This is a genomic window from Lentzea sp. NPDC004782, from assembly GCF_040609115.1.
Lineage (GTDB): Bacteria > Actinomycetota > Actinomycetes > Mycobacteriales > Pseudonocardiaceae > Lentzea.
Genome location: NZ_JBEXJN010000042.1, coordinates 1 through 22,123, shown reverse-complemented (window position 1 = coordinate 22,123; position 22,123 = coordinate 1). Strand labels below are relative to the sequence as shown.

Below are 22,123 nucleotides of genomic sequence, written 5' to 3'. Positions count from 1 at the left end.
ATTTGTGCTTTCCTACAAACACGAATGGACGAAAGTGACCTCCCATGTTGCTGCTGCGGACGTTGCTGCAGATGCCGGAACTGCGCCTGAGCCTGCGCACCGGTGACGACCAGCTGGACCGCACGGTCACCCGCGTGTACGGAACGGAGCTGCCCGACCCCAGCCGGTACCTGTCCGGCGGGGAGCTCGTGCTGTCGGGCCTGCTCTGGCACCACGGCCCGCAGGACTCCGAGACGTTCGTCCGCTCGCTCGCCACGGCCCGCGTCGCCGGTCTGGCGGCCAGCGAGACCGAGAACCGCGCGTTGCCCGCCGACCTCGTCGACGCCTGCGCACGCCACCACGTGCCGCTGCTGGAGGTGCCGGTCGACCTGTCGTTCGCGACGATCACCGAGCGCGTGTCGATGGAACTGGTCGGGCTGTCCCGGCACCGGCGTCTGCTGAACGTCGTCGCGGAGGGCTCCGGCCTGCCCGCGTTGTTGCTGGCGGGCGGGCACGAGCTGGGTGCGCCGTGCTGGGTCCTGTCGACGACCGGCCGGGTGGTGGCCGGCGGCGAGCTGCCCGACCGGGTGGCGCTGGTGAAGGAGTTCCTGCAGGCCGACCGGTTGCCGAAGACGGTCAGGGGCGTGACCCTCGTGCCCGTCTCCGAACGCGGCGGCACCCGGCTCACCAGCTGGATCCTCGTCGTGGGCGGGGAACCGCAGCAGGAGGCCGCCGCCGAGCTCGCGTCGCTCGTGGCGCTGGAACGGCTCCGGCAGGCGCAGGGCCGTCAGATCGAGAACCGGACCGCAGGCCCGTTGGTCACCGCGGTGCTGGCCGGATCCCCGGACGTCGAGTCACGGCTGGCGGCGGCCGGCCTGGAGAACGCCCGGCTGCGGGTGATCAGCGCGGTGACCTCCGACCAGCGGACCGATCTCGCGGCCGCGGTGCTGGAGGAAGCCCTGCCCGCCGCGCTCGTCACGCCGGTCGGCGACACCGTCTACGCGATCGCCAGGGCAGGCGACTCGGTGCCGGACGACGTGCGCGAAGCGATGCGCGTGATGGAGCCGGGCCTCGGTTCCTCACGGGTGCTCGCCGGAATCAGCTCGCCCGTCGGGTCGCGCGGGCTGCGGGGCGCGGCGGAGGAGGCCACGCACGCGCGGCAGCTCGGCGAACGGCGGGGCGGCCGCACGTGTGTGGTGGCGGGCGAGGAGATCGCGCTGCACCAACTGCTGCTCGCGGGCGTGCCGGAGGAGTTGCGGGCGTCGTTGCGGCGACGGCTCCTCGGGCCGGTGCTGGACTACGACGCCGAGCACGGGACGGACCTGATCGGCACGTTGAAGGTGTTCCTGGACTGCTCCGGTTCGTGGACCGCGGCCGCGGGGAAGCTGCACGTCCACGTGAACACGTTGCGGTACCGGGTGGGCCGGGTCGAGGAGCTGCTCGGCGTGGACCTGGGCGAGTTCGAGGCGCGCGTGGACCTCTTCCTGGCGTTGCAGACGGGGTAGCTTGGACGAGTGCCCGAGCGTCGGCCGATCGAACGCATCGCGGCGGACCTCCGCCGGGTACGCAGGACGCTCGCGAACTTCGAGCCCGGCACGTCGGCGGTCAAGAAGATCGCCGCCCGCCAGGCCTACGACGCGTTGCTCGTGCAGGCCTGCGACGCGCTGGAGGTCGAGCACCGGTTGCACCTCCTGCCGGAAGGCATGGATCGGAGCATCGAACGGCTGCGGCTGGAAGAGCGCCTGCGGGAGCGCGGGTTGTCAGTCTGACGGCTGATGCGGCTTGCGCCTTCAGGCTGATGTCCTCGCACGCTGCTGTTTCTTACCGTTTCGGCCATGAAGACCGCCGTCTTACTCGTGGGCCTGCTGCTGGCCGGGGGCGCCGGCTGCGCGGCACGGCCCGAAATCCGCGTGGTGGTCGAGGGAACGGGCACGACCGACCGGCTCACCTACTCGTTCCCCGGCGAGGAGGAACGCACCCTGCGCAACCCCGATCTGCCGTTCGAACGCATCGGAGCGCGCAAAGGGCGGATCGTCATCCGGCTGGAGGGCGTGCACGGCGAGCTCACGTGCAAGATCATCGTCAACGGGCGGCAGGTGAAGTCCGCGACTTCCCGAATGGGTGCGGCGCTGTCGTGCGATCACTCGACGGCCGCCTGACGCAAGAAGGGGAAAGCCCGTAGCTTCAACGTGTTGGGGAGGTACGGGTGATGAGTGACGTTCTGACCAGGGCCGCCACCGCGGCGATCCGCTACCGGACCGGGGTGCCGCCGCAGTTGCGGCCACCGGCGGCGCCGCGGCACTTCGTCGGCAGGGGCGACGAGCTCGCGGCCGTCCGGGCGGGCGGGGTGACGGTGGTGAGCGGGCCCGGCGGGGTGGGGAAGACCGCGCTGGCGCTCAAGTGGTTGCAGGACAGGGGATCCGGTGACCAGCTCTACGTCGACCTGGCCGTGCGCGAGCCGCTCGGCGATCTGCTGAGGGCGTTCGGGCTGAGTGACGTGGAGGTTGACGAAAGTGTGGCGTTGTTCCGCAGCCTGACCGCACGTCGGCAGTTCACCCTGTTGCTGGACAACGCGGACTCGGCCGAGCAGGTGACGCCGCTGCTGCCCGCGTCCGGCACCGTGCTCGTGACGAGTCGTTCGAAGCTGAACCTCCCGCAGGCGCAGGAGATCCACCTCGAACCGCTCGCCGACGACGGCCGCCTCGAAGAGCTGCTCGATCTGTCCTATGTGGAGCTTCCGGAACGGCAGGCGCGGCTCTACCGGCTGTGCGCGTGGCAGCCGGACACGTTCGGTGTCCCGGTGGCGGCGGCGATCGCCGGGGAACCGGAGTGCGACGTCGAGGACGCGCTGGACGACCTGGTCGAGAAGTCGTTGCTGACGGAGGTCGGCGACGCGTTCAGGTTCCATGAGCTCGTGCGTGCCCATGCGCGCACAAAACGCTAACAATGCAAATTGTGCGTTCAACGCCATAGGTCCGCGATAAACGGGAAACTCACCCGTTAAAGGGTTGTCCACAGCGGGTGGTCCCATTCGGTAATCCGAATTGGTCATATCCTTCGCGTCATGCCGAAGGATTTCCGGGCCACCGCGCTCGAGCGCGCTGTCGGGCGGCGGTTGGCTGGGTGGCGGGCGGAGCGGGAGCTCAGCCTCACCGAGGCCGGCCAGCGCGTGGGTTTCAGCAGCGCCAAGTTGTCGATGATGGAGAACGCGGTGCAGCCGTCGGCGGCGGTGGACATCATGGCGCTGGGTTACGTGTACAAGGTGCCGACCGCGGAATGGCAGTCCGTGGTGTTGCAGGCGCAGTACGCGGAACGGTTGCGCAGGCGCACGCACAACTGCGATGTGGGTTTTGATCCGGCGGCGGACTTCGCGAATCTGGTGTTCGAGTCGACGTTGCTGCGGGTGTTCACGACGGATCTGGTGCCTTCGGTGTTTCAGCTGTCGGGTTACACGCAGGCGGCGTTGCAGAGCGATGACCCGGTGCGGACGGCGCGGCTGGCGATGGCGCGGGAGGCGTGGTCGTCGCGGTTGGCGGACAAGGATCCGTTGGTGGTGCAGGCGGTGTTCCCGGAGGCGGTGCTGCGGCAGGTGGTGGGTGGGCCGCGGGTGATGAAGGCGCAGCTGTTGCACCTGATGGAGGTGAGTGAGCATCCGGCGGTGAGCGTGCAGGTGGTGCCGCGTGGTGCGGGGGCGTATCCGGCGATGGGGTCGCCGTTCACGTTGCTGAGCTTTCCGCATCGTCAGCACAACGACGTGGCGTATCTGGAGACGTTCCTGCGGGGTGAGTACGTGGAGGAGCCGGGGCTGACCGAGTTGTGCGCGCAGCGGTTCGCGGGGTTGTGTCAGGTCGCGCTGGATCCGGGTGAGTCGCTGGAGCTCATCGCCGAGGCCGCCGCCGAGCTGTAGGGCAGGTGGGCGGCCAGACCGTCCAGCACCCGGTCCAGCCCCGCCTCGAACCCCCGGTCCTGGCGGTCGGGGGAGTGGGGGGTCTCGGCCTCGATGATCACTCTGGTGAACCTCGGGTAGAGGCCGCTGTTCATGATCGTCGGACCGTACTCGCCCTGTTGTTCCACCCACTGCTCGTGGCTCAGGCCCGACCGCCTGGCCGCCTCCTGGTCGCCGAGCTCGCCCAGCACGTGGCCGAGCACGAACGCCGACAGCGTCAGCTCCATCCACCAGGGCATGAACCTCGGCCTCGGCGACGCGGCCAACCTCGGGTGGAAGCTCGCCCTGGTCGCGCGCGGCGTGGCACCGGACTCGCTGCTCGACACCTACACGGCCGAGCGGCATCCCATTGGTGCGTGGGTGCAGAAGTGGAGCATGGCGCAGACCGCGCTCAGTACGGCGCGAGGTCCGCGCGCGGACGCGTTGCGCGAGGTGATGGCCGACCTGCTCGACACTCCCGACGGCGCGACCTACGTGGTGTCGATGATCGGCGGCGGCTGGCAGCACTACGACCTGCCCGGTGATCACCCGCTCGTCGGCCGCCGGGTGCCTGACCTGCCGCTCGACGACGGCACCACCCTGACGGCGTGCTTCTGCGACGGACGGGCGGTGCTGCTCGACGTGGACTCGGGTGCCGCCGCGGTCGCCGCGCCGTGGAGCGATCGGGTCCGGGTGGTGACCGCGCTGCCGGTCGCGTTCCCGGACCAGCCGATGGCCGCGCTGGTCCGCCCGGACGGCTACCTCGCATGGGTCGCGTTCGGCGAGACCGACGGTCTCCATGCGGCGTCGACCGCCTGGCTCGGCCCGCCCGCTGAGCTGTGGTGATGTCGGATTCCTGAGAAAACTCCGGTTCCACCGCCGACTGGAGAAGGATCGGAAGGTGCTCCCGATCCGGGACATCCACTCTGGTTAGGAGGCGGCATGTACCGCAGGTTCGGTGTCCTGCTCGCGGCGGTCCTGGGCGTCACGCTCACCGCCGCGGCGCCGGCCACCGCAGACGCGTCCACACACTTCCCGACGGAGTTCTCCCTGCCCAACGGGTGGCAACCCGAAGGCATCGCGATCAGTGGCACCACGGCCTACTTCGGGTCGCGGGCCGACGGGTCGATCTACGCGGCGGACCTGCGCACCGGCCGCGGCGCGGTGCTCGCCAAGGGGCCGGGCACGCCGTCGCTCGGCATGAAGGTCGATGCGCGCAAGAGACTGTGGGTCGCCGGTGGTGTTGGCGGCGACGCACGCGTCTACGACACCCGCACCGGCGCGTTGCTGGCCAAGTTCCAGTTCGCGACGGCGGACACGTTCGTCAACGACGTGGTGCTGACGGACCGGTCGGCGTGGTTCACCGACTCGCGCAAGGCGGTGCTTTACGAGGTGCCGTTGAACCTCAAGCCGTTCCGGACTCTTCCGCTCACCGGTGATCTTGTCGTGACACCTGGCGCGACGAACCTCAACGGCATCGTCACCGGGTTCGACGGCACGTTGATCTCCGTGCAGAGCAACACCGGCAAGCTCTTTCGTATTGATGTTCGTACCGGGCAGACGACCGGCATCAATTTGAGTGGTCAAACACTTGTCAATGGTGACGGTCTGTTGCGCGAGGGACGGCAGTTGTACGTGGTGCAAAACAGGCTGAACAAAGTCGCGCGATACACGCTCGGCCGTGACGGGGCGACACTCGCCGCGGAACGCACGGACCCGCGGTTCGACGTCCCGACGACGGTCGCGGCGTTCGGCAAGCGCCTCTACCTGCCGAATGCCCGGTTCAGCACCCCGCCCGCGCCGGACACGACCTACACCGTGGTCGCTGTCGAACGCCCGTAGAACTCCAGCCGCGGAACTAGCCCGTCCGGGGGTTCCTACATACCAAGAACCCCCGGACCGGGTGTTGCAGGGCTCACTCGACTGGGTAGCCTGCCAACCGCGTACTGCGTGTGATCGCTGTCATTGGGTAACGATGATCTCCACTTGTTACCGTATTGCAGCCGAAGGAGTGACTCGGGTTACCCGCAGCGCTAGCCGTGGGACACAGGAGACCGTGAGAGCGCTGTGAACGAGAAGAGCGGTTACACACCGACCAACTACCGGACCATTCGGTCGCGGTTGGCCGGAGTGGTCGTCGTGCCCAGTGTCGTGTTGCTGGTCATGTGGGCCGTTTTCTCCTCTTACACCGTTTTCGACGCTTTCTACATGCGCTCGATCGCGTCGAGCGTGCGGGACATGGCGTCCCCGTCGGCGGAGGCGTTCGCGGGACTGCAGAAGGAACGTCAGCTGAGCCTCGTGCTGCTGAGCAAGGCGCCCGGCGTCGACGTGGCCGCGCTGAAGACGCAGCAGGGGCAGACCGACGAGTCGCTGCGCAAGATGAAAGACGTGTTCGCGGAACTTTCGGGCAATTCGCCGCAGGACGTCGTCGACCGCGTGAACGTGCTGAACGCCCTGCTGAACGAGCTGCCGCAGCAGCGCGGCCAGGTCGAGGCCCGCACCGCGAACCCGCAGGCGGTCTACGACTACTACAACAGCCTCATGGACGCGGGCGTCGCGCTCTTCAGCCACCAGGCGCGCCTCGTGCCGGACGCGGAGGCCGGGCAGGCCAACCTGCAGGCCGTGTCTATCTTCCAGGCGGCCGACTGGATGTCCCGCGGCGCCACGATCGGCTCACGCGGGCTGCTCAACGGCAAGTTCACCCCGGCCGAACGCGTCGAGTTCGCCAAGCTCGTCGGCGCCTATCACGCCAGTGTCGACGCCACGATCCCGTTCTCGCTGCAGGAGCCGCGCAGCCAGTACGACGCGCTGCGCACGAGCTCGGAGTACCGGGCGTTGCTCGATCTCGAGGGCCGGATCATCAACGGCGACATGTCGGTCACCGAGCAGCAGTGGCGCGCGGCGGCCGGTCCGGTGCACGAGAAGCTCGTGCGGATCGCGGCCCAGCAGGCGCAGGACGGCGCGGTCCTCGGCCTCGACAAGGCCAACAGCCGGTTCACCGCCGTGCTGATCGGCAGCCTCATCGCGTTGCTCGCGGTCGTCGTCGGCATCGTGCTGGCGCTGCGCATCTCGAACCGGCTCGTGTCGAGGGCCCTGGTCACGCGGCTGGCGTCGTTGCGAGAGGACACGCTGCGGCTCGCGCAGGAACGGCTGCCGCACATCGTGGCGCGGCTGCGCGGCGGCGAGCAGGTGGACATCCACCGCGACATGCCGCCGTTGGACTACGGCAACGACGAGATCGGCCAGGTCGCCGACGCGTTCAACACCGCCCAGTACACGGCCGTCGCGGCCGCGGTGAAGGAGACGCAGGCCCGTGAGGGCGTCAACCGGGTCTTCCTCGACATCGCGCACCGCAACCAGGGGCTCGTGCACCGGCAGCTCAAGATCCTCGACAAGCTGGAACGCGAGGAGGAGAACCCCGACCAGCTCGACTCGCTCTTCCAGCTCGACCACCTGGCGACGCGGGCCCGCCGCAACGCGGAGAACCTGATCATCCTCGCCGGCGAGCAGCCGGGCAGGCAGTGGCGCAAGCCGGTGCGGCTGAGCGACGTCATCCGCGCCGCGGTCGCCGAGACCGAGCAGTACGTGCGGGTCAAGGTCAACCCGGTGCCCGACCGCGCGCTCGTCGGTGTCGCCGTCGCCGACACCATCCACCTGCTCGCGGAGCTCGTCGACAACGCGACGGCGTTCTCGTCACCGCGGTCCGAGGTGATCATCCACTCGAGCGCCGTGCCGCACGGCATCGTGATCGAGATCGAGGACCACGGGCTCGGCATGACGCAGGAGGAACGCCTGCAGGCCAACGCGAAGCTCTCCAACCCGCCGGACTTCGAGACGATGGCGTTCCGCGGCGAGTCCCGCCTCGGCCTCTTCGTCGTCGCCAGGCTCGCCGCGCGCCGGGGCATCAAGGTGGAGCTGCGCGACTCGCCCTACGGCGGCACGGTCGCGCTGTGCGTGCTGCCGCCGAACATCGTCGCCCCGCACAACACCGCGGGCGACATCACCGAGACCACGCAGATGCCGGTGCGGTCGTTCCACGACCAGCACCACGGTCACGTCGAGGAACACCCGAGCTTCCCGGTGACGCTCGCACCCGAGGTGCGGGAGGCACTGAACGCAACGGCCGCCCCAGCCGTTTCCGCAACAGATGCATCGGTGGACGTACCACCCCCCGTGGTGACTCCTCAGGACGGGAAGGCACCCCTTCCCCGCAGGAAGAAGCGGCAGAACCTCGCGCCGCAGCTCATGCAGTCCGCGGAGGAGATGCCACACGCCGAACCGGTGACCGGCGAAAGGCCGGCCGAGCGGATCCGAGACGGGCTCGCCGCGTTCCAGCGCGGCACCCGCGACGCCCGGCTGACCGACGACTGGAGATCAGAAGGAGCCCCCTCGTCATGAAGGACAACACCAGCCAGCACGGCGAACTGAACTGGCTGCTGGAAGACCTCATCCAGCGCGTGGTCGGCGCCCGTCACGCGGTCGTGCTGTCGGCGGACGGACTCCTGCTCGGCCGCTCGGCCGGGCTCTCCCGCGACGACTCCGAACACCTCTCGGCGATGGCGTCGGCGTTCCAGTCGCTGGCCCGCGGCACCGGGCGGCACTTCGGCGGCGGCGCCGTGCGGCAGACCATCGTCGAGATGGAGCACGCCTACCTGTTCGTGACGGCCGCCGGGCACGGCGCCTGCCTGGCCGTGCTGGGCGAGGAGGACGCCGACATGGGCATGATCGCGTACGAGATGAACATGCTGGTCAAGCGAGTGGGCACCTACCTCTCGTCGGCCCCGCGCGCAGAACAGGCGACCGTGCCCACGGCACGCGAGTCACGCTGATGACCGCGCGGGAGGACTGGTGGTACGACGAGGCCGCGGGGCCGCTGGTGCGGCCCTACGCCATGGTGCGCGGCCGCACCCGGCCGAACGCGCCTGACCTCCACCTCGTGACGCAGGTCCGGGCCTCCTCGGTTGCGTCCGACCAGACGTCGCTGACGGTCGAACATCGCGAGATCATGGCGCTGTGCGCACGCCCCCTGTCGGTCGCCGAGGTCGCCGCGTACCTCGACGTGCCGCTCGTGGTGGTGAAGGTCCTGCTGTCGGACCTCATCGAGCGAGGCGACGTGCTCGTGCACAACTCCTCCCCCCAGATTCCCGACCGGAATCTCCTGCAGGCCGTACTGGATGGTGTTCGTGGGATCTGACGACCAGCTGACCGTGCCGACCGCGGTCAAGATCGTCATCGCGGGCGGGTTCGGCACCGGCAAGACCACCATGGTCGCGTCGGTCTCCGAGATCCCGCCGCTGCGCACCGAGGAACTGCTCACCGAGGCCGGCGTGCACGTCGACGACCTCGCCGGTGTCGAGGGCAAGGACACCACCACCGTCGCCCTCGACTTCGGCCGCATCACCATCAACACGACCGTCGTGCTGTACCTCTTCGGCACGCCGGGGCAGAACCGGTTCTGGTTCATGTGGGACGAGCTCGCCACCGGGGCGATCGGCGCGGTCGTGCTGGTGGACACGCGGCGGCTGGACTCGTCGTTCCCCTCGATCGACTTCTTCGAGCACCGCGGGATCCCGTTCGTGGTGGCGGTGAACTGCTTCGACGGGTCGCAGCTCTACACGGTGGACGAGGTGCGGCACGCGTTGGACCTCGACGACTCGATCCCGGTGGTGCTGTGCGATGCGCGGGACCGCGAGTCGTCGAAGGCCGTGCTGGTCGGGCTGATCCAGCACTCGATGAACCGGCTGGAAGCCGCGGTCTGAGCACCTGGCCGGAAGTTCTGCCTGTCACGCGAGCCCGAGCGCGGCGCGCCTGGTGCTCGATGAAGGGCTCCTTCATCCACGTGAGGTGGAGGAAGGAGCCCTTCATCGACAGCGGACGTGGCGGCGGCTGGAAGCCGCGGGCTAAGCCGTCAGCACGAAGAACAGGAAGCTCGGGCTGGTCGTGAGCGCGCGGTAGTCCTCCGGGAACTTCTCGCGCGCCTCCGGCACCGGCAGCGGCTCGGCGATCTCGGTGATGGCGAACCCGGCCGCGGTGAAGGCGCCGGTCATCGCGTGCAGCGGCCGGTTCCAGAACGACATCAGCACCGGCTCGCCGCCGTGGTCCCACTCCTCGGTCCAGTTGTAGGCCTCGAAGTAGTTGGTCCGGCGGCCTTCCGCGCGGTGGATCATGTGCACGGCGAACGGGTGGTCGACCGAGACGAGCAGGCGGCCGCCCGGCTTGAGGATCCGCCTCAGCTCGGCCAGCGGTGGCGCCCAGTCCTCCAGGTAGTGCAGCACCAGCGAGATGATCACGTCGTCGAACTCGGCGTCGGCGTAGGGCAGCGGGGCGGCGAGGTCGGCGACGCGCAGGTCGGCATCCGGAACGCGACGGCGAGCCACGTCCAGCATGCCGGGACTCAGGTCGAAGCCGCTCACCTCCGCACCCCGTTCGCGCAGCTCGGCGAGCAACGGGCCGGAGCCGCAGCCGGCGTCGAGGACCCGCCTGCCCGTCACGTCCCCGGCGAGAGCCAGCATCGCGGGGCGCTCGTAGTAGGCGTTGTAGATGCCGTCCTGGTTCGACTCGGGGTACGCCTCGGCGAGCCGGTCGTAGTCGTTCGTCACCCCAGACATGTGATCAATACAAGCACAGCCGCTCAGGCCGCCGGGCGGTCCAGCACCCGCTCCACGAGCGCCGTGTCGCAGTGCTCGACCAGCTCGGTGATCTTCCCGTCCGCCATGCGCAGGATGAAGCAGTACGTCTGCTCGTACCGCTCGCCCCGCGTCGTCGTGCCGTGGCCGCGGGCCTGGACCACCACGCGGTCGTCCTCGGCCAGGACGAGGTCGGCTTCGCAGCGGTAGTCGGTGAACTGGGCCATCAACGGCCGCAGCAGGCCGCCGAGCGCGACCCGTTTCGGTCCCCAGGTGCCCGACCACGACCAGCCGCCGGGGAACACCCAGCGGAAGTCGTCCGCCATCGCCTCGCTCAGCGCGGTGGTGTTGCCCGAGGCCATCTGGTCGAAGACGGCCTGGATCTGCTTCTTGTTCTCGGCTGCTCCCATGCCGATCACGCTAGGAGCGGGCGAGCTATGCGACAAACGACAGTCTCGCATGTGTGGTATCAGTTTCACGCATGGGTGAGTTCACGGTCGTCGGGCTGCGGGTGGTGCGGGAAGCGGGCCGCCACGGGTCGTTCTCCCACGCGGCCGAACGGCTGGGGTACACGCAGTCGGCCGTGTCGCGGCAGATCGCGCTCATGGAGCAGGCGGCCGGGCAGGTCCTGTTCGAACGGCAGGCGCGCGGGGTGCGGTTGACCGACGCCGGGCGGGTCGTCGTCCGGCACGCCGAGGTGGTGCTGGGGGAGTTGGACGCCGCCCAGCAGCAGTTGCAGGACATGGCCGCGCGGCCGGCCGGGCGGTTGCGGGTCGGGGCGTTCTCCACGGCGATGGCGGTGCTGGTGCCGCACGCCATCGCGGCGCTGAGCAAGGCGACGCGCGTGACGTTGCGCGAGGGGCTGAGCCCCGGTCTCGTGAAAGCCGTGGCGCGCGGGCGGCTGGACCTCGCCGTCGTCACCGGGGTCGTGCCGCCGGAGGGGGTCGAGGTGACGCCGCTGCTGGAGGACCCGTTGTTCGTCGCGACCTCGCTCGGGCACCCGTTCGCCGGGCAGCCGAGTGTCACGGGTGAGGCGTTGCGGGGGCAGCGGTGGATCGCGGGCAGTGCCGAGCCGGGCACGACGTTGCTCGGTGCGTGGGCCGGTGAGGAGCCGGAGATCGCCTACGTGGCACGGGACTGGGTGGCGAAGCTGGGCCTGGTCTCGGCAGGGCTGGGGGTCACGGTCGTGCCGGGACTGGTCGTGCCGGCGCTGCCGCCGTCGGTCGCCGTCACGCGCATCGACGACCCGGCGGCGGTGCGCGTCACGGCGGTCGCCTGCCGCCGGGCGCACCGGCCTACCGAGGCGTTCGCCGAGCTGCTCAGGGACGCCGCCGCCGAACTGGCCGTGCTGGTCCGGCGGCGGCCCTGATCACTTCGCGTAGTTGTGGAACCCGCGCCCGGACTTCTTGCCCAGCAGGCCCGCGTCCACCATGCGCAGCAGCAACGGCGGCGGCGAGTACAGGGGCTCCTTGAACTCGTCGTACATCGACTCGGCGATGGCCTTCGTGGTGTCGAGGCCGATCAGGTCGGTGAGGCGCAGCGGGCCCATCGGGTGGGCGCAGCCGAGCACCATGCCGTTGTCGATGTCGTCGGCGGAGGCGAAACCGGACTCCAGCATGCGGATCGCCGACAGCAGGTACGGGATCAGCAGCGCGTTGACGACGAAGCCGGCGCGGTCCTGCGAGCGGATGACCTCCTTGCCCAGCGTGGCGCGCACGAACGCCTCCGCGCGGACCTGGGTGGTGGCGCCGGTCAGCAGGGACGGCACGATCTCGACCAGCTTCAGCACCGGCACCGGGTTGAAGAAGTGCACGCCGATGACCTGCTCGGGACGGCCGGTGGCCATGCCCAGCTTCATGATCGGGATGGACGACGTGTTGGACGCGAAGATGGCGTCCTCGTCCTTCACGACCTTGTCGAGCGCGGCGAAGACGTCGGTCTTGATCTGCTCGTTCTCGGCGACCGCCTCGACCACGAACTGACGGTCGGCGAACTCGCCGATGTCGGTCGTGAACCGGATGCGCCCCAGCGCGGCGTCGCGGTCGGCCTCGCTGAGCTTGCCCGCCTTCACGCCTCTGGCCAGCGACGAGGCGATCCGCCCCTGCGCCGCCTCGGCCGCGCTCGCGTTGACCTCGGCGACGATGACGTCGAGGCCGGCGCGGGCGCTCACCTCGGCGATTCCGGAGCCCATGAGGCCGGAACCGACGACTCCCACACGTTGAATGTCACTCACAACGCCCGATCCTGCCACGAACTGCTCGAAGCTCGGTGCCGAGCCGGTCCAGGGTCTCGGCGACGGTGGTGGCGTAGTCGCCGGCCGGGCGGTAGCCGAGCGCGGTGGCGGCGGAGGTGTCGAGGACGAACCCGCGGTGCCACGGGTGGCGGCCGAGCTTGTCGTGGTCCAGCAGGATCTCCCGCCAGTCGTGGCCGAAGTGCCGCGCGATGATCCGGGAGATCTCCAGGCCGTTCGGGGCGTCCGGGTCCGCGGCGTTGAGAACGCGCTGTCCCGGCCGGGCGGCGACCGTCTCGATGAGCGCGGCGATGTTGGCCGCGGCCGTCGGGTGGTCGACGCCTTCGCCTCTGGATGCCAGCAGCACCACCGGATGCCGGGCGAGGACGCGCTCGACGAAGTACTTCTCCAGCGGGCGCTTGTTGCCGACTCCGTGCACTTTGGACGGTCGTAGCACGGTGATCGGCAGTCCGCTGTCCAGCACCGTGTGCTCGGCGGCGACCTTGTTGGCGCCGTAGCCCTCGCGGGTCTGGTAGTCCATGTCACCGGGCGCCATCGTCGGCTGGTCCTCGGTGACCGGGCCGGCGAACCGCGGCGGCTCGGCGGAGTTGACGTGCCGGCCCTCGTCGTCGACGTAGACGGCCTTGGCGGAGATCATCACGGTCGAGGTCGCGTTGCGGGCCAGCGGAAGCAGCGTTCTGGCGTGCGCGGCCGTGTAGCAGAGGCAGTCGACCAGGAGGTCGGCTCCGTCGCCCAGCGCGCGAGCCAGTGCCCGGGGGTCTTCTCGGTTCACCTCACGACCGGGGGCGTCGACGGTCCACCCGCTCGCACGCAGGCGCCGGGCGGCGGCACGGCCGATGAGGCCCGTGCCGCCGAGGATCAGTGCGCGTGGCATCAGATCGAGTCCAGCTCCCGCTCGATCGCCGCCAGTTCCTCCGGCGTGCCCTGGACCTTGGGGCCGGTGAACCACTTCCGCGCCGACGCGAGCCACCAGATCCCGGCGAACCCGAGCACGACCAGCACCGCGATCGGCGTGTAGTTGAACGTCTTCGCCGTCACCGGATACGCCTGCGGCAGCATGAACAGCACGGTGATGAACACGACCCAGAGGACCGCCACCACACCGATCGGCTTGCTCCACCGGCCGAGGTGCCACGGCCCGCGCTCGAACCGCTCGCCCTGCAGCAGCCGCAACAGGGTCGGCAGCACGTAGGCGATGTAGAGGCCGATCACCGCGATCGACGTGACCGCCGCGTACGCCGTCGCGTTCCACAGGTACGGCAGGCCGAGCACGAACGCGCCGCCCGCGGCCAGCCAGATCGCGTTCGTGGGTGTGCGGGTGCGCTTGTTGATCTTGTGCCAGATCGAGGACGCCGGCAGCGCGCCGTCACGCGAGAAGGCGTAGATCATCCGCGAGTTCGCGGTCACCGAGGACATGCCGCAGAACAGCTGCGCGCCGATCGCGATGAGCAGCAGCAGCTTGCCGCCGGTCACGCCCAGCGCGTCGATGAAGATCTGCGCCGGCGGCACGCCGGTCGCGCTGTTGATCGCGCCGTCGTAGTCGCGGATGGCGAACGTGATGCCGACGAGCAGCACCCAGCCCGCGATCAGCGAGACCACGATCGACATCACGATGCCGCGCGGGCCGCTGCGGGCCGCGTCGTGCGTCTCCTCCGTCATGTGCGCCGAGGCGTCGTAACCGGTGAAGGTGTACTGCGCCAGCAGAAGTCCGAGCAGGCCGACGTAGAACGCCGACGGCCAGCCGGTGTTGTTGACGAACGTCGTGAAGACGTAGGAGGCGGACTGGTGCTCGGACGGAAGGATCACCAACGCCCCGACGATGACCACCACGCCGATGATGTGCCACCACACGCTGACGTCGTTCAGCAGTGCCACGAGCCGCACGCCGAACGTGTTGAGCAACCCGTGCAGCACCAGCACGATGCCGAAGATCAGGATGGTGTTCGGCGGCGTGGCGGCGAAACCGAACTGCAGGTCCAGGAACGCGTTGATGAAGAACGCCGCGCCGAAGTCGATGCCCGCCGTCACCGCGACCTGGCCGAGGAAGTTGAACCAGCCGGTGAACCACGACCAGGCGGCGCCGTTGCTCGGTGCGAGCTTGGCCGCCCAGTAGTACAGCCCGCCCGCGGTCGGGTAGCTGGAGCAGACCTCCGCCATCGCGAGGCCGACGATCAGGGTCATCAGGCCGACGAACGGCCAGCCCCACACGATCAGCGCCGGACCGCCGGTGTTCATGCCGAAGCCGTACAGGGTCAGGCAGCCGGACAGGATGGAGATGATCGTGAAGGACACGGCGAAGTTGGAGAACCCGGACATGGTCCGGGCCAGCTCCTGTGCGTAGCCGAGCTCGTGGAGTCGTTGTTCGTCTGCGGAGAGCGAGGTGGCGGGACTGTCTGCTTCGTGACTCATCGGCGTCCTCCTCTTTTGGACTCCGTCCAGTCCATTAGACGGTGGTGAAGGGTGGCGCGCATCACCTGATGGTGTCAAGATGGTGCGGCCAATGGCTCGCAGACATACCTTTGGAGGAACGCGGGATGCTGACCGTCGAGGAGTTGCGCGAGGCCGTGGACACCGGTGAGATCGACACCGTCCTGGTCGCGATCGTGGACATGCAGGGTCGTCTGCAGGGCAAGCGGTGCGCGGCGCGGTACTTCCTCGACGAGGTGCTCGGGCACGCCGCGGAGGGCTGCAACTACCTGCTGGCCGTCGACGTCGAGATGAACCCGGTCAGCGGCTTCGAGATGTCCAGCTGGGAGCGCGGGTACGGCGACTTCGTGATGAAGCCCGACGTCTCGACGCTGCGGCGCGTGCCGTGGCAGGAGGGCACCGCGCTCGTCATGTGCGACCTCGTCTGGGAGAACGGCGACCCGGTCGTCGCCTCACCGCGGCAGATCCTGCGCAGGCAGCTCGACCGGCTGGCCGCGCTCGGCCTGGAGTGCTACGTCGGCACCGAGCTGGAGTTCATCGTCTTCGACGACACCTACGAGCAGGCGTGGAACGCCGGCTACCGCAACCTCACGCCGTCGAACCAGTACAACGTCGACTACTCGTTGCTGGGCACCGCGCGTGTCGAACCGTTGCTGCGGGCCATCCGCAACGGCATGACGGGCGCGGGCATGGTCGTCGAGTCGGCCAAGGGCGAGTGCAACCCCGGCCAGCACGAGATCGCGTTCCGCTACACGACGGCGCTGCGGACGTGCGACCAGCACGCCATCTACAAGAACGGCGCCAAGGAGATCGCGGCGCAGCAGGGCAAGTCGCTCACGTTCATGGCGAAGTACAACGAACGCGAGGGCAACTCCTGCCACATCCACCTCTCCGTGCGCTCGAAGGACGGCGAGCCCGTGTTCGCCGAGGGGCACGGCATGTCGGAGCTGATGCAGCACTTCCTCGCCGGCCAGCTGGCCGCGCTGCGCGAGCTCACCTACTTCTTCGCGCCGAACATCAACTCCTACAAGCGTTTCGTGAAGGGGTCGTTCGCGCCGACGGCGGTGGCGTGGGGCCGGGACAACCGCACGTGCGCGCTGCGCGTGGTCGGCCACGGGCAGTCGCTCCGGTTCGAGAACCGGGTGCCCGGTGGTGACGTGAACCCGTACCTCGCGGTGGCGGCGTTGATCGCGGCAGGGCTGCACGGCGTGGAGAACAAGCTCGCGCTGGAGGACGAGTTCGTCGGCAACGCCTACGCGTCGGACCGGCCGACCGTGCCTACGACGCTGCGCGAGGCGGCCGAGCTGCTGGCGGCCAGTGAGCTCGCCCGGGAGGCGTTCGGCAAGGATGTCGTCGACCACTACCTGAACGCGGCCAGGGTCGAGCTCGACGCGTTCGACGCGGCGATCACGGACTGGGAGAAGGTACGCGGGTTTGAGCGCCTCTAAGCCACTCATCGGCATCAGCACGTACCTGGAGCGCACGCGCTTCGGCCACTGGGACGTGGAGGCCGCGGTGCTCTACCGCGGTTACCTCGACTGCGTGGTGCGGGCCGGCGGCAACCCGGTCATGCTGCCCCCGGTCGGCACCTGGACCGCCGAGACGATCGGCTTCCTCGACGGGCTGGTGATCGCGGGCGGCGCCGACGTCGACCCCGCCGCCTACGGTGCCGAGCCGCACCCGAAGACCGGTGAACCGCGCCGCGACCGCGACGACGCCGAGTTCGCGCTCGTCGCCGCCGCGCTGAAGCTCGACCTGCCGGTGCTCGGCGTGTGCCGGGGCATGCAGGTGCTCAACGTGGCGCTGGGCGGCACGCTGCACCAGCACATCGAGGGCCACAACCCGGCGCCGGGCGTGTTCGAGCACACCGGCATCGCGGTGGACCCCGGCACGCGGCTGCACGCGATCCTGGGCGACCGCACCGACGTGCAGTGCCATCACCACCAGTCGCTGGACCGGGTCGCGGACGGCCTGCGGGTGACCGCGCGGGCGTCCGACGGCACGGTCGAGGCCGTGGAGCTGGAAGGCGCGCGGTTCGTCGTCGGCGTGCAGTCGCACCCGGAGCAGGACATCGAAGACCTGAGGCTGTTCGAGGCTCTCGTGGACGCGGCAAGGAGAAGCGCGTGACCTTTGACGTCATCAACCCCGCCACCGAGAAGGTCGTGCGGACCGTTGCGCACACCTCTCCCGAAGAGACGGACGCGGCGATCGTCCGGGCGCAGCGGGCGTTCGAGAGCTGGCGGAACGTCGCTCCCGGCGACCGCGGGCGGTTGCTGCGGAAGTTCGCGGAGCTCGTCGACGCGCACAGCGAGGAGCTGGCACGGCTGGAGGTCGAGAACTCCGGCCACACCATCGGCAACGCGCGCTGGGAGGCCGGGAACGTCCGCGACGTCCTGCACTACTACGCGGCCGCCCCGGAACGGTTGTTCGGCAAGCAGATCCCGGTGCCCGGCGGCCTGGACGTCACGTTCCACGAGCCGCTCGGCGTCGTCGGCGTGATCGTGCCGTGGAACTTCCCGATGCCGATCGCCGGGTGGGGCTTCGCGCCCGCTCTCGCGGCCGGCAACACGGTGGTGCTGAAGCCCGCCGAGCTCACGCCGCTGACCGCGATCCGGCTCGGTGAGCTGGCCCTGGAAGCCGGGATTCCCGAGGGCGTGTTCCAGGTGCTGCCGGGCAAGGGCAGCGTCGTCGGCAACCGGTTCGTCACGCACCCGTTGGTGCGCAAGGTCGTCTTCACCGGGTCGACGGGTGTCGGCAAGCAGATCATGGCGGGCTGCGCGGACCAGGTGAAGCGCGTGACGCTGGAGCTGGGCGGCAAGTCGGCGAACATCGTGTTCGCGGACTCGGACCTGGAGCAGGCGGCCGCGACCGCGCCGTACGGGGTGTTCGACAACGCCGGGCAGGACTGCTGCGCTCGCTCGCGGATCCTCGTGCAGGCGAGCGTCTACGACCGGTTCATGGAACTGCTGGAGCCCGCGGTCAAGGGCGTGAAGGTCGGCGAGCCCGGCGACGACGCCACCGAGATGGGGCCGCTCATCTCCGCGGCGCACCTCGGCAAGGTCGCGTCTTACGTACCAGACGACGCCCCGGTGGCGTTCCGGGGAAGCGCCCCGGACGGACCGGGGTTCTGGTTCCCGCCGACGGTTCTCACGCCGTCTCCCGGCGACCGCACGGTCACCGAGGAGATCTTCGGACCGGTCGTGGTCGTGCTGCCGTTCACCGACGAGGCCGACGCGATCAGGATCGCGAACGACTCCGAGTACGGGCTGTCCGGTTCGATCTGGACGCGGGACGTCGGCCGCGCCATCCGGGTGTCGCGCGCGGTCGAGGCCGGAAATCTGTCTGTCAACTCGCATTCGTCCGTTCGCTACTGGACGCCGTTCGGCGGCGTGAAGCAGTCCGGGCTCGGCCGTGAGCTCGGTCCGGACGCGCTCGACAGCTTCACCGAAGTCAAGAACGTCTTCATCGCTACGTGAACCTGAAACACACACGAGGAGATTCAGAAATGGTGCAGCGACTCGAGGGCCGCGTGGCCGTCGTGACGGGTGGCGGCAGCGGCATCGGACTCGCGACCGTGCGCAGGTTCGCGAGCGAGGGCGCGAAGGTCGTCGTCGCCGATCTCGACCCGGCGACCGGCAAGGCGGCTGCGGACGAGGTCGGCGGGCTGTTCGTCCAGGTCGACGTGACCGACGAGGAACAGGTCAAAGCGCTTTTCCAGACCACTGTGGACACCTACGGCAAGTTGGACATCGCGTTCAACAACGCCGGCATCTCGCCGCCCGACGACGACTCGATCCTGACGACGGGCATCGAGGCGTGGGAGCGCGTCCAGAAGGTGAACCTCACGTCGGTTTATTTGTGTTGCAAGTACGCCATCCCGCACATGCAGGCCAACGGCAAGGGTTCCATCATCAACACGGCGTCGTTCGTGGCGACGATGGGCGCGGCGACGTCGCAGATCTCCTACACGGCGTCGAAGGGCGGCGTGCTGGCGATGTCCCGCGAGCTCGGCGTGCAGTTCGCGCGCGAGGGCATCCGGGTGAATGCGCTTTCCCCCGGGCCGGTCAACACTCCGTTGCTGCGGGAGCTGTTCGCGAAGGACCCCGAGCGGGCCGCACGGCGTCTCGTCCACGTCCCGCTGGGCCGGTTCGCCGAACCTGAGGAAATCGCCGCCGCGGTCGCGTTTCTGGCCTCCGACGACTCGTCGTTCATGACCGCGTCGAACTTCCTGGTGGACGGCGGCATCGCCGGCGCGTACGTGACACCGCTCTAATGGAACACGCGGAGGAGGCGTTGTTCCGCCCCGTGCGGGCGGGCAACGCTTTCGAAGAGACCGTCGAACGGCTCATGCAGGCCATCCGGCTCGGCGTCGTCGTGCCGGGTGAGCGGCTGCCGTCCGAACGGGAGCTGGCCACCCGGCTCGGCGTGAGCCGGGTGACCGTGCGCGAGGCCATCAGATCGTTGCAGGAGAACAACTACGTCGAGTCCCGCAGGGGGCGCTACGGCGGCACGTTCGTCAACGACGTGATCCCGAAGTCCGCGCCCGGCAAGGAGTTCGGCGACATCCACGACGTGCTCACGCTGCGGAAAGTCCTGGAGACCGGTGCCGCGGAGACCGCGGCGGGCCGGTCGCTCGGCCCGGCCGAACGCCGCGGCCTGCGTGCGCGGCTGGAAGAGGCGTCGACCGCGTCGCTGGTGGAGTACCGGCGCAAGGACTCGCGGCTGCACCTGGCGATCGCCGAGGCCACCGGGTCCGCGGCGCTCACCGCGGCCGTGGCGGACTCCAGGATGCGGGTGAACGAGCTGCTCGACACCATCCCGCTGCTCGAGCCGAACCTCGCCCACTCCAACGCCCAGCACGAGCGCATCATCACCTCCATTTTGGACGGAGACCCGGCCTCGGCGAGGCAGGCGATGGCGGAGCACCTCGACGGCACGGCGTCGTTGCTGCGAGGTTTTTTGGTCTGAGCGAGCAGACTCCCGTAACATGAAAACGTTTACAGGTCCGATTGTCGCGTTGTCATGCACATTCCGCATGGAACAACTCTTGGCGTGGGGCTTGCGGACAGTTACCGTCCGAATACCTCGGGGACTTGCAGCGCGAGGAGCTGTTGATGCCAGGGTTGCGCAAGGTGTTTCGCGACGCCGTGGGCCGGGTGCACTCACTCCGTGTCTTGTCCGCCGCGGGCATGGTGAGTCTCACGAACTTCAAGATGTCCGTGCAGGCGTTGAAAGAGGTCAAGGTCTGGGGGCCGAACGTCACGGCGCTGCGCCGTGCCGTCCGGCTGAACCCGGACGGTGTCGCGGTCGTCGACGAACGAGGTTCGGTGACCTACCGGCAGCTGGACCGGCGTTCCACCGCGATCGCACAGGGACTGCGCGCGCTGGGGGTGCAGCACACGCACGTCGTCGCCGTGATGTGCCGCAACCACCGCGGAATGGTGGAAACCCTGCTGGCGTGCGCGAAGCTCGGCGTGCGCGCGTTGCTGGTGAACACCGGGTTCGGTGCTCCCGTCGTTCTCGATCTCCTGCAACGTGAACGCGCGATGGTCGTCATTCACGACGAGGAGTTCACGCCGCTGTTCCACCAGCTGCCGCCGTCGATCCCGCGGTGGCTCGCGTGGTCGCGCGACGGCCTGGACCGGCGCACGCCGACACTCGACCAGCTGGTGGCGAAGGCGCCGCGCGGGGAGCTGGAACCGCCGCGCGAGCCGGGCATCGTCATCCAGCTGACGTCCGGCACGACCGGCACGCCGAAGGGCACCTACCGCGAGATCAAGTCGGTGCTGACGGCGTCGGACTTCCTGGACCGCATCCCGATGCGGGCGGGGGAGTCGACGTTCATCGCCGCCCCGATCTTCCACGCGGTCGGCTACTCGCATCTGACGCTCGCGTTGTCGCTGGGCTCGCGCGCGGTGCTGCAACGGCGGTTCGACCCGCGCCGGACGCTGTGGTCGGTGCAGGGCCAGCGGTGCACGACGATCGTGCTGGTGCCGACGATGCTGCAGCGGATCATGGAGCTCGACCGGTCCGTGCTGGACTCGTTCGACCTGCGGCACCTGCGGGTGGTGTTCTGCTCGGGCGCGACACTCCCGCCGGACCTGGTCGAGCGCACGATGGCCGCGCTGGGGCCGGTGCTCTACAACCTCTACGGCTCCACGGAGGTCGCGGTCGCCACCGTCGCCACGCCGCAGGACCTGGCCGCCGCACCGTCGTGCGTGGGCATGCCACCGCACAACTGCATCGTGAGGTTGTACGACGACAACGGAAACCGCATCACGCGTTCCTTCGTTACGGGCCGCATCTTCGTGCGCGGCTCGTTGACCGTCGACGGCTACACGGACGGAACGCACAAGGACAGCATCGACGGCCTGGTGTCCACCGGAGACCTCGGCCACTTCGACCCCGCCGGGCGCCTGTACTTCGACGGCCGCGAGGACGACATGATCGTGTCCGGCGGCGAGAACGTGTACCCGGTCGAGGTGGAGAACCTGCTGATGACCCACTACCGCGTGCGCGACGCGGCGGTGCTCGGCGTGCCGGACCCCGAGTACGGGCAACGGTTGCGCGCCTTCGTGGTGCCGGTGGCGGGGGCGCGGATCGACGTGGTGGAGCTGCGCGAGTTCGTGCGGACCCGGTTGGCGCGGCACAAGGTCCCGCGCGAGGTCGTGGTGGTGCCGCAGCTGCCGCGCAACGCGACCGGGAAGGTGCTGCGGCGACAGCTGCTGTCGATCCGGCTGGGGCCGCAGCACTCCCAGTGATCCGGGCGGAACGCACGCCTCCGCGGAACGAGGGGGATTATTCCCGCGGAGGCGTGCGTTCCTGGCTTTCGGGGAGCGCACGACGGGGGTCGTGGGGGGGGGGGGGAGTAACGCGCGTGGGGCGCGCGGGGGGCGGGGTGGAGGGCGCCGTGCG

The 22,123-nt window shown here is 69.3% G+C and carries 24 protein-coding genes; 18 read left to right on the top strand and 6 right to left on the bottom strand.

Annotation, left to right across the window (positions count from 1 at the left end; translation table 11 throughout):
• The first annotated feature begins 44 nt into the window (after positions 1-44).
• The 5 genes from ABZV40_RS32065 to ABZV40_RS32045 all read left to right on the top strand — a co-directional run bounded on the left by ABZV40_RS32065 (position 45) and on the right by ABZV40_RS32045 (position 3,886).
• A complete protein-coding gene (locus tag ABZV40_RS32065; protein ID WP_355449913.1) occupies positions 45-1,484 on the top strand; it encodes a PucR family transcriptional regulator in 1,440 nt (479 codons plus the stop codon).
• A gap of 9 nt (positions 1,485-1,493) precedes the next feature.
• The gene (locus tag ABZV40_RS32060) at positions 1,494-1,748 is read left to right on the top strand and encodes a hypothetical protein (RefSeq protein WP_355449910.1); all 255 of its coding nucleotides are present in this window, start codon (positions 1,494-1,496) and stop codon (positions 1,746-1,748) included.
• A gap of 66 nt (positions 1,749-1,814) precedes the next feature.
• The gene (locus ABZV40_RS32055) at positions 1,815-2,138 is read left to right on the top strand and encodes a hypothetical protein (protein WP_355449908.1); all 324 of its coding nucleotides are present in this window, start codon (positions 1,815-1,817) and stop codon (positions 2,136-2,138) included.
• 50 nt (positions 2,139-2,188) lie between these two features.
• Complete coding sequence (locus ABZV40_RS32050) at positions 2,189-2,923, top strand: hypothetical protein (RefSeq protein WP_355449905.1); 735 nt, start codon at positions 2,189-2,191, stop codon at positions 2,921-2,923.
• A gap of 120 nt (positions 2,924-3,043) precedes the next feature.
• Positions 3,044-3,886 carry a helix-turn-helix transcriptional regulator gene (locus tag ABZV40_RS32045; RefSeq protein ID WP_355449902.1) on the top strand — a complete coding sequence of 281 codons (843 nt, stop codon included), beginning with the start codon at positions 3,044-3,046 and terminating at the stop codon, positions 3,884-3,886.
• On the opposite strand, the gene ABZV40_RS32040 is transcribed toward ABZV40_RS32045, so the two are convergent.
• Complete coding sequence (locus ABZV40_RS32040; RefSeq protein ID WP_355449899.1) at positions 3,823-4,164, bottom strand: TetR/AcrR family transcriptional regulator C-terminal domain-containing protein; 342 nt, start codon at positions 4,162-4,164, stop codon at positions 3,823-3,825. The two genes, ABZV40_RS32045 and ABZV40_RS32040, sit on opposite strands and share 64 nt — an antisense overlap.
• On the opposite strand from ABZV40_RS32040, the gene ABZV40_RS32035 reads away from it, so the two are divergent.
• The 6 genes from ABZV40_RS32035 (at position 4,163) to ABZV40_RS32010 (ending at position 9,663) form a co-directional block, all read left to right on the top strand.
• Complete coding sequence (locus tag ABZV40_RS32035; RefSeq protein WP_355449896.1) at positions 4,163-4,750, top strand: FAD-dependent monooxygenase; 588 nt, start codon at positions 4,163-4,165, stop codon at positions 4,748-4,750. The genes ABZV40_RS32040 and ABZV40_RS32035 overlap by 2 nt on opposite strands.
• 96 nt (positions 4,751-4,846) lie before the next feature.
• Positions 4,847-5,746: a superoxide dismutase gene (locus ABZV40_RS32030; RefSeq protein ID WP_355449893.1), complete on the top strand. Its 900-nt coding sequence runs from the start codon at positions 4,847-4,849 to the stop codon at positions 5,744-5,746.
• 225 nt (positions 5,747-5,971) lie between these two features.
• Complete coding sequence (locus ABZV40_RS32025; protein ID WP_355449891.1) at positions 5,972-8,302, top strand: nitrate- and nitrite sensing domain-containing protein; 2,331 nt, start codon at positions 5,972-5,974, stop codon at positions 8,300-8,302.
• Positions 8,299-8,733, top strand: coding sequence for a roadblock/LC7 domain-containing protein (locus ABZV40_RS32020; RefSeq protein ID WP_045312938.1), 435 nt, complete (start codon positions 8,299-8,301; stop codon positions 8,731-8,733). Before ABZV40_RS32025 ends, ABZV40_RS32020 begins: the two co-directional genes overlap by 4 nt.
• Entirely contained in the window at positions 8,733-9,098 is a 366-nt protein-coding gene (locus tag ABZV40_RS32015) for a DUF742 domain-containing protein (protein ID WP_355449888.1), read from the top strand. Before ABZV40_RS32020 ends, ABZV40_RS32015 begins: the two co-directional genes overlap by 1 nt.
• Complete coding sequence (locus ABZV40_RS32010) at positions 9,079-9,663, top strand: ATP/GTP-binding protein (protein ID WP_355449885.1); 585 nt, start codon at positions 9,079-9,081, stop codon at positions 9,661-9,663. The genes ABZV40_RS32015 and ABZV40_RS32010 overlap by 20 nt, the downstream gene beginning before the upstream one ends.
• Before the next feature lie 141 nt (positions 9,664-9,804).
• Here the strand turns inward: ABZV40_RS32010 and ABZV40_RS32005 are convergent, their stop codons facing one another.
• Positions 9,805-10,512: a class I SAM-dependent methyltransferase gene (locus ABZV40_RS32005; RefSeq protein WP_355449883.1), complete on the bottom strand. Its 708-nt coding sequence runs from the start codon at positions 10,510-10,512 to the stop codon at positions 9,805-9,807.
• 23 nt (positions 10,513-10,535) lie between these two features.
• The gene (locus tag ABZV40_RS32000) at positions 10,536-10,940 is read right to left on the bottom strand and encodes a nuclear transport factor 2 family protein (protein ID WP_355449880.1); all 405 of its coding nucleotides are present in this window, start codon (positions 10,938-10,940) and stop codon (positions 10,536-10,538) included.
• Between the two features lie 71 nt (positions 10,941-11,011).
• Between ABZV40_RS32000 and ABZV40_RS31995 the strand changes: the two genes are divergently transcribed.
• A complete protein-coding gene (locus ABZV40_RS31995; protein WP_355449878.1) occupies positions 11,012-11,899 on the top strand; it encodes a LysR family transcriptional regulator in 888 nt (295 codons plus the stop codon).
• Here ABZV40_RS31995 and ABZV40_RS31990 read toward each other — a convergent pair whose 3' ends face one another.
• The 3 genes from ABZV40_RS31990 to ABZV40_RS31980 are packed head-to-tail and all read right to left on the bottom strand — an operon-like array spanning position 11,900 to position 15,190.
• Positions 11,900-12,763, bottom strand: a complete 864-nt coding sequence (locus ABZV40_RS31990) for a 3-hydroxybutyryl-CoA dehydrogenase (RefSeq protein WP_355449876.1) — start codon at positions 12,761-12,763, stop codon at positions 11,900-11,902.
• Positions 12,756-13,655: an NAD-dependent epimerase/dehydratase family protein gene (locus ABZV40_RS31985; protein ID WP_355449874.1), complete on the bottom strand. Its 900-nt coding sequence runs from the start codon at positions 13,653-13,655 to the stop codon at positions 12,756-12,758. The genes ABZV40_RS31990 and ABZV40_RS31985 overlap by 8 nt, the downstream gene beginning before the upstream one ends.
• The gene (locus ABZV40_RS31980) at positions 13,655-15,190 is read right to left on the bottom strand and encodes an amino acid permease (RefSeq protein WP_355449872.1); all 1,536 of its coding nucleotides are present in this window, start codon (positions 15,188-15,190) and stop codon (positions 13,655-13,657) included. Before ABZV40_RS31980 ends, ABZV40_RS31985 begins: the two co-directional genes overlap by 1 nt.
• A gap of 125 nt (positions 15,191-15,315) precedes the next feature.
• Here ABZV40_RS31980 and ABZV40_RS31975 point away from each other — a divergent pair, with 125 nt between their 5' ends.
• The 6 genes from ABZV40_RS31975 to ABZV40_RS31950 all read left to right on the top strand — a co-directional run bounded on the left by ABZV40_RS31975 (position 15,316) and on the right by ABZV40_RS31950 (position 21,969).
• Positions 15,316-16,656 (top strand): glutamine synthetase family protein, encoded by a 1,341-nt coding sequence (locus tag ABZV40_RS31975; RefSeq protein WP_355449869.1) that lies wholly within the window; start codon positions 15,316-15,318, stop codon positions 16,654-16,656.
• Positions 16,643-17,335 (top strand): gamma-glutamyl-gamma-aminobutyrate hydrolase family protein, encoded by a 693-nt coding sequence (locus ABZV40_RS31970; protein WP_355449866.1) that lies wholly within the window; start codon positions 16,643-16,645, stop codon positions 17,333-17,335. The genes ABZV40_RS31975 and ABZV40_RS31970 overlap by 14 nt, the downstream gene beginning before the upstream one ends.
• Positions 17,332-18,684: an aldehyde dehydrogenase family protein gene (locus tag ABZV40_RS31965; RefSeq protein ID WP_355449863.1), complete on the top strand. Its 1,353-nt coding sequence runs from the start codon at positions 17,332-17,334 to the stop codon at positions 18,682-18,684. Before ABZV40_RS31970 ends, ABZV40_RS31965 begins: the two co-directional genes overlap by 4 nt.
• 29 nt (positions 18,685-18,713) lie before the next feature.
• On the top strand, positions 18,714-19,481 hold the full coding sequence (locus tag ABZV40_RS31960; protein WP_189254840.1) for a 3-oxoacyl-ACP reductase: 768 nt from the start codon (positions 18,714-18,716) through the stop codon (positions 19,479-19,481).
• Positions 19,481-20,176 (top strand): GntR family transcriptional regulator, encoded by a 696-nt coding sequence (locus ABZV40_RS31955; RefSeq protein WP_355449859.1) that lies wholly within the window; start codon positions 19,481-19,483, stop codon positions 20,174-20,176. Before ABZV40_RS31960 ends, ABZV40_RS31955 begins: the two co-directional genes overlap by 1 nt.
• A gap of 146 nt (positions 20,177-20,322) precedes the next feature.
• Positions 20,323-21,969: an AMP-binding protein gene (locus tag ABZV40_RS31950; protein ID WP_355449856.1), complete on the top strand. Its 1,647-nt coding sequence runs from the start codon at positions 20,323-20,325 to the stop codon at positions 21,967-21,969.
• Positions 21,970-22,123 lie beyond the last annotated feature (154 nt).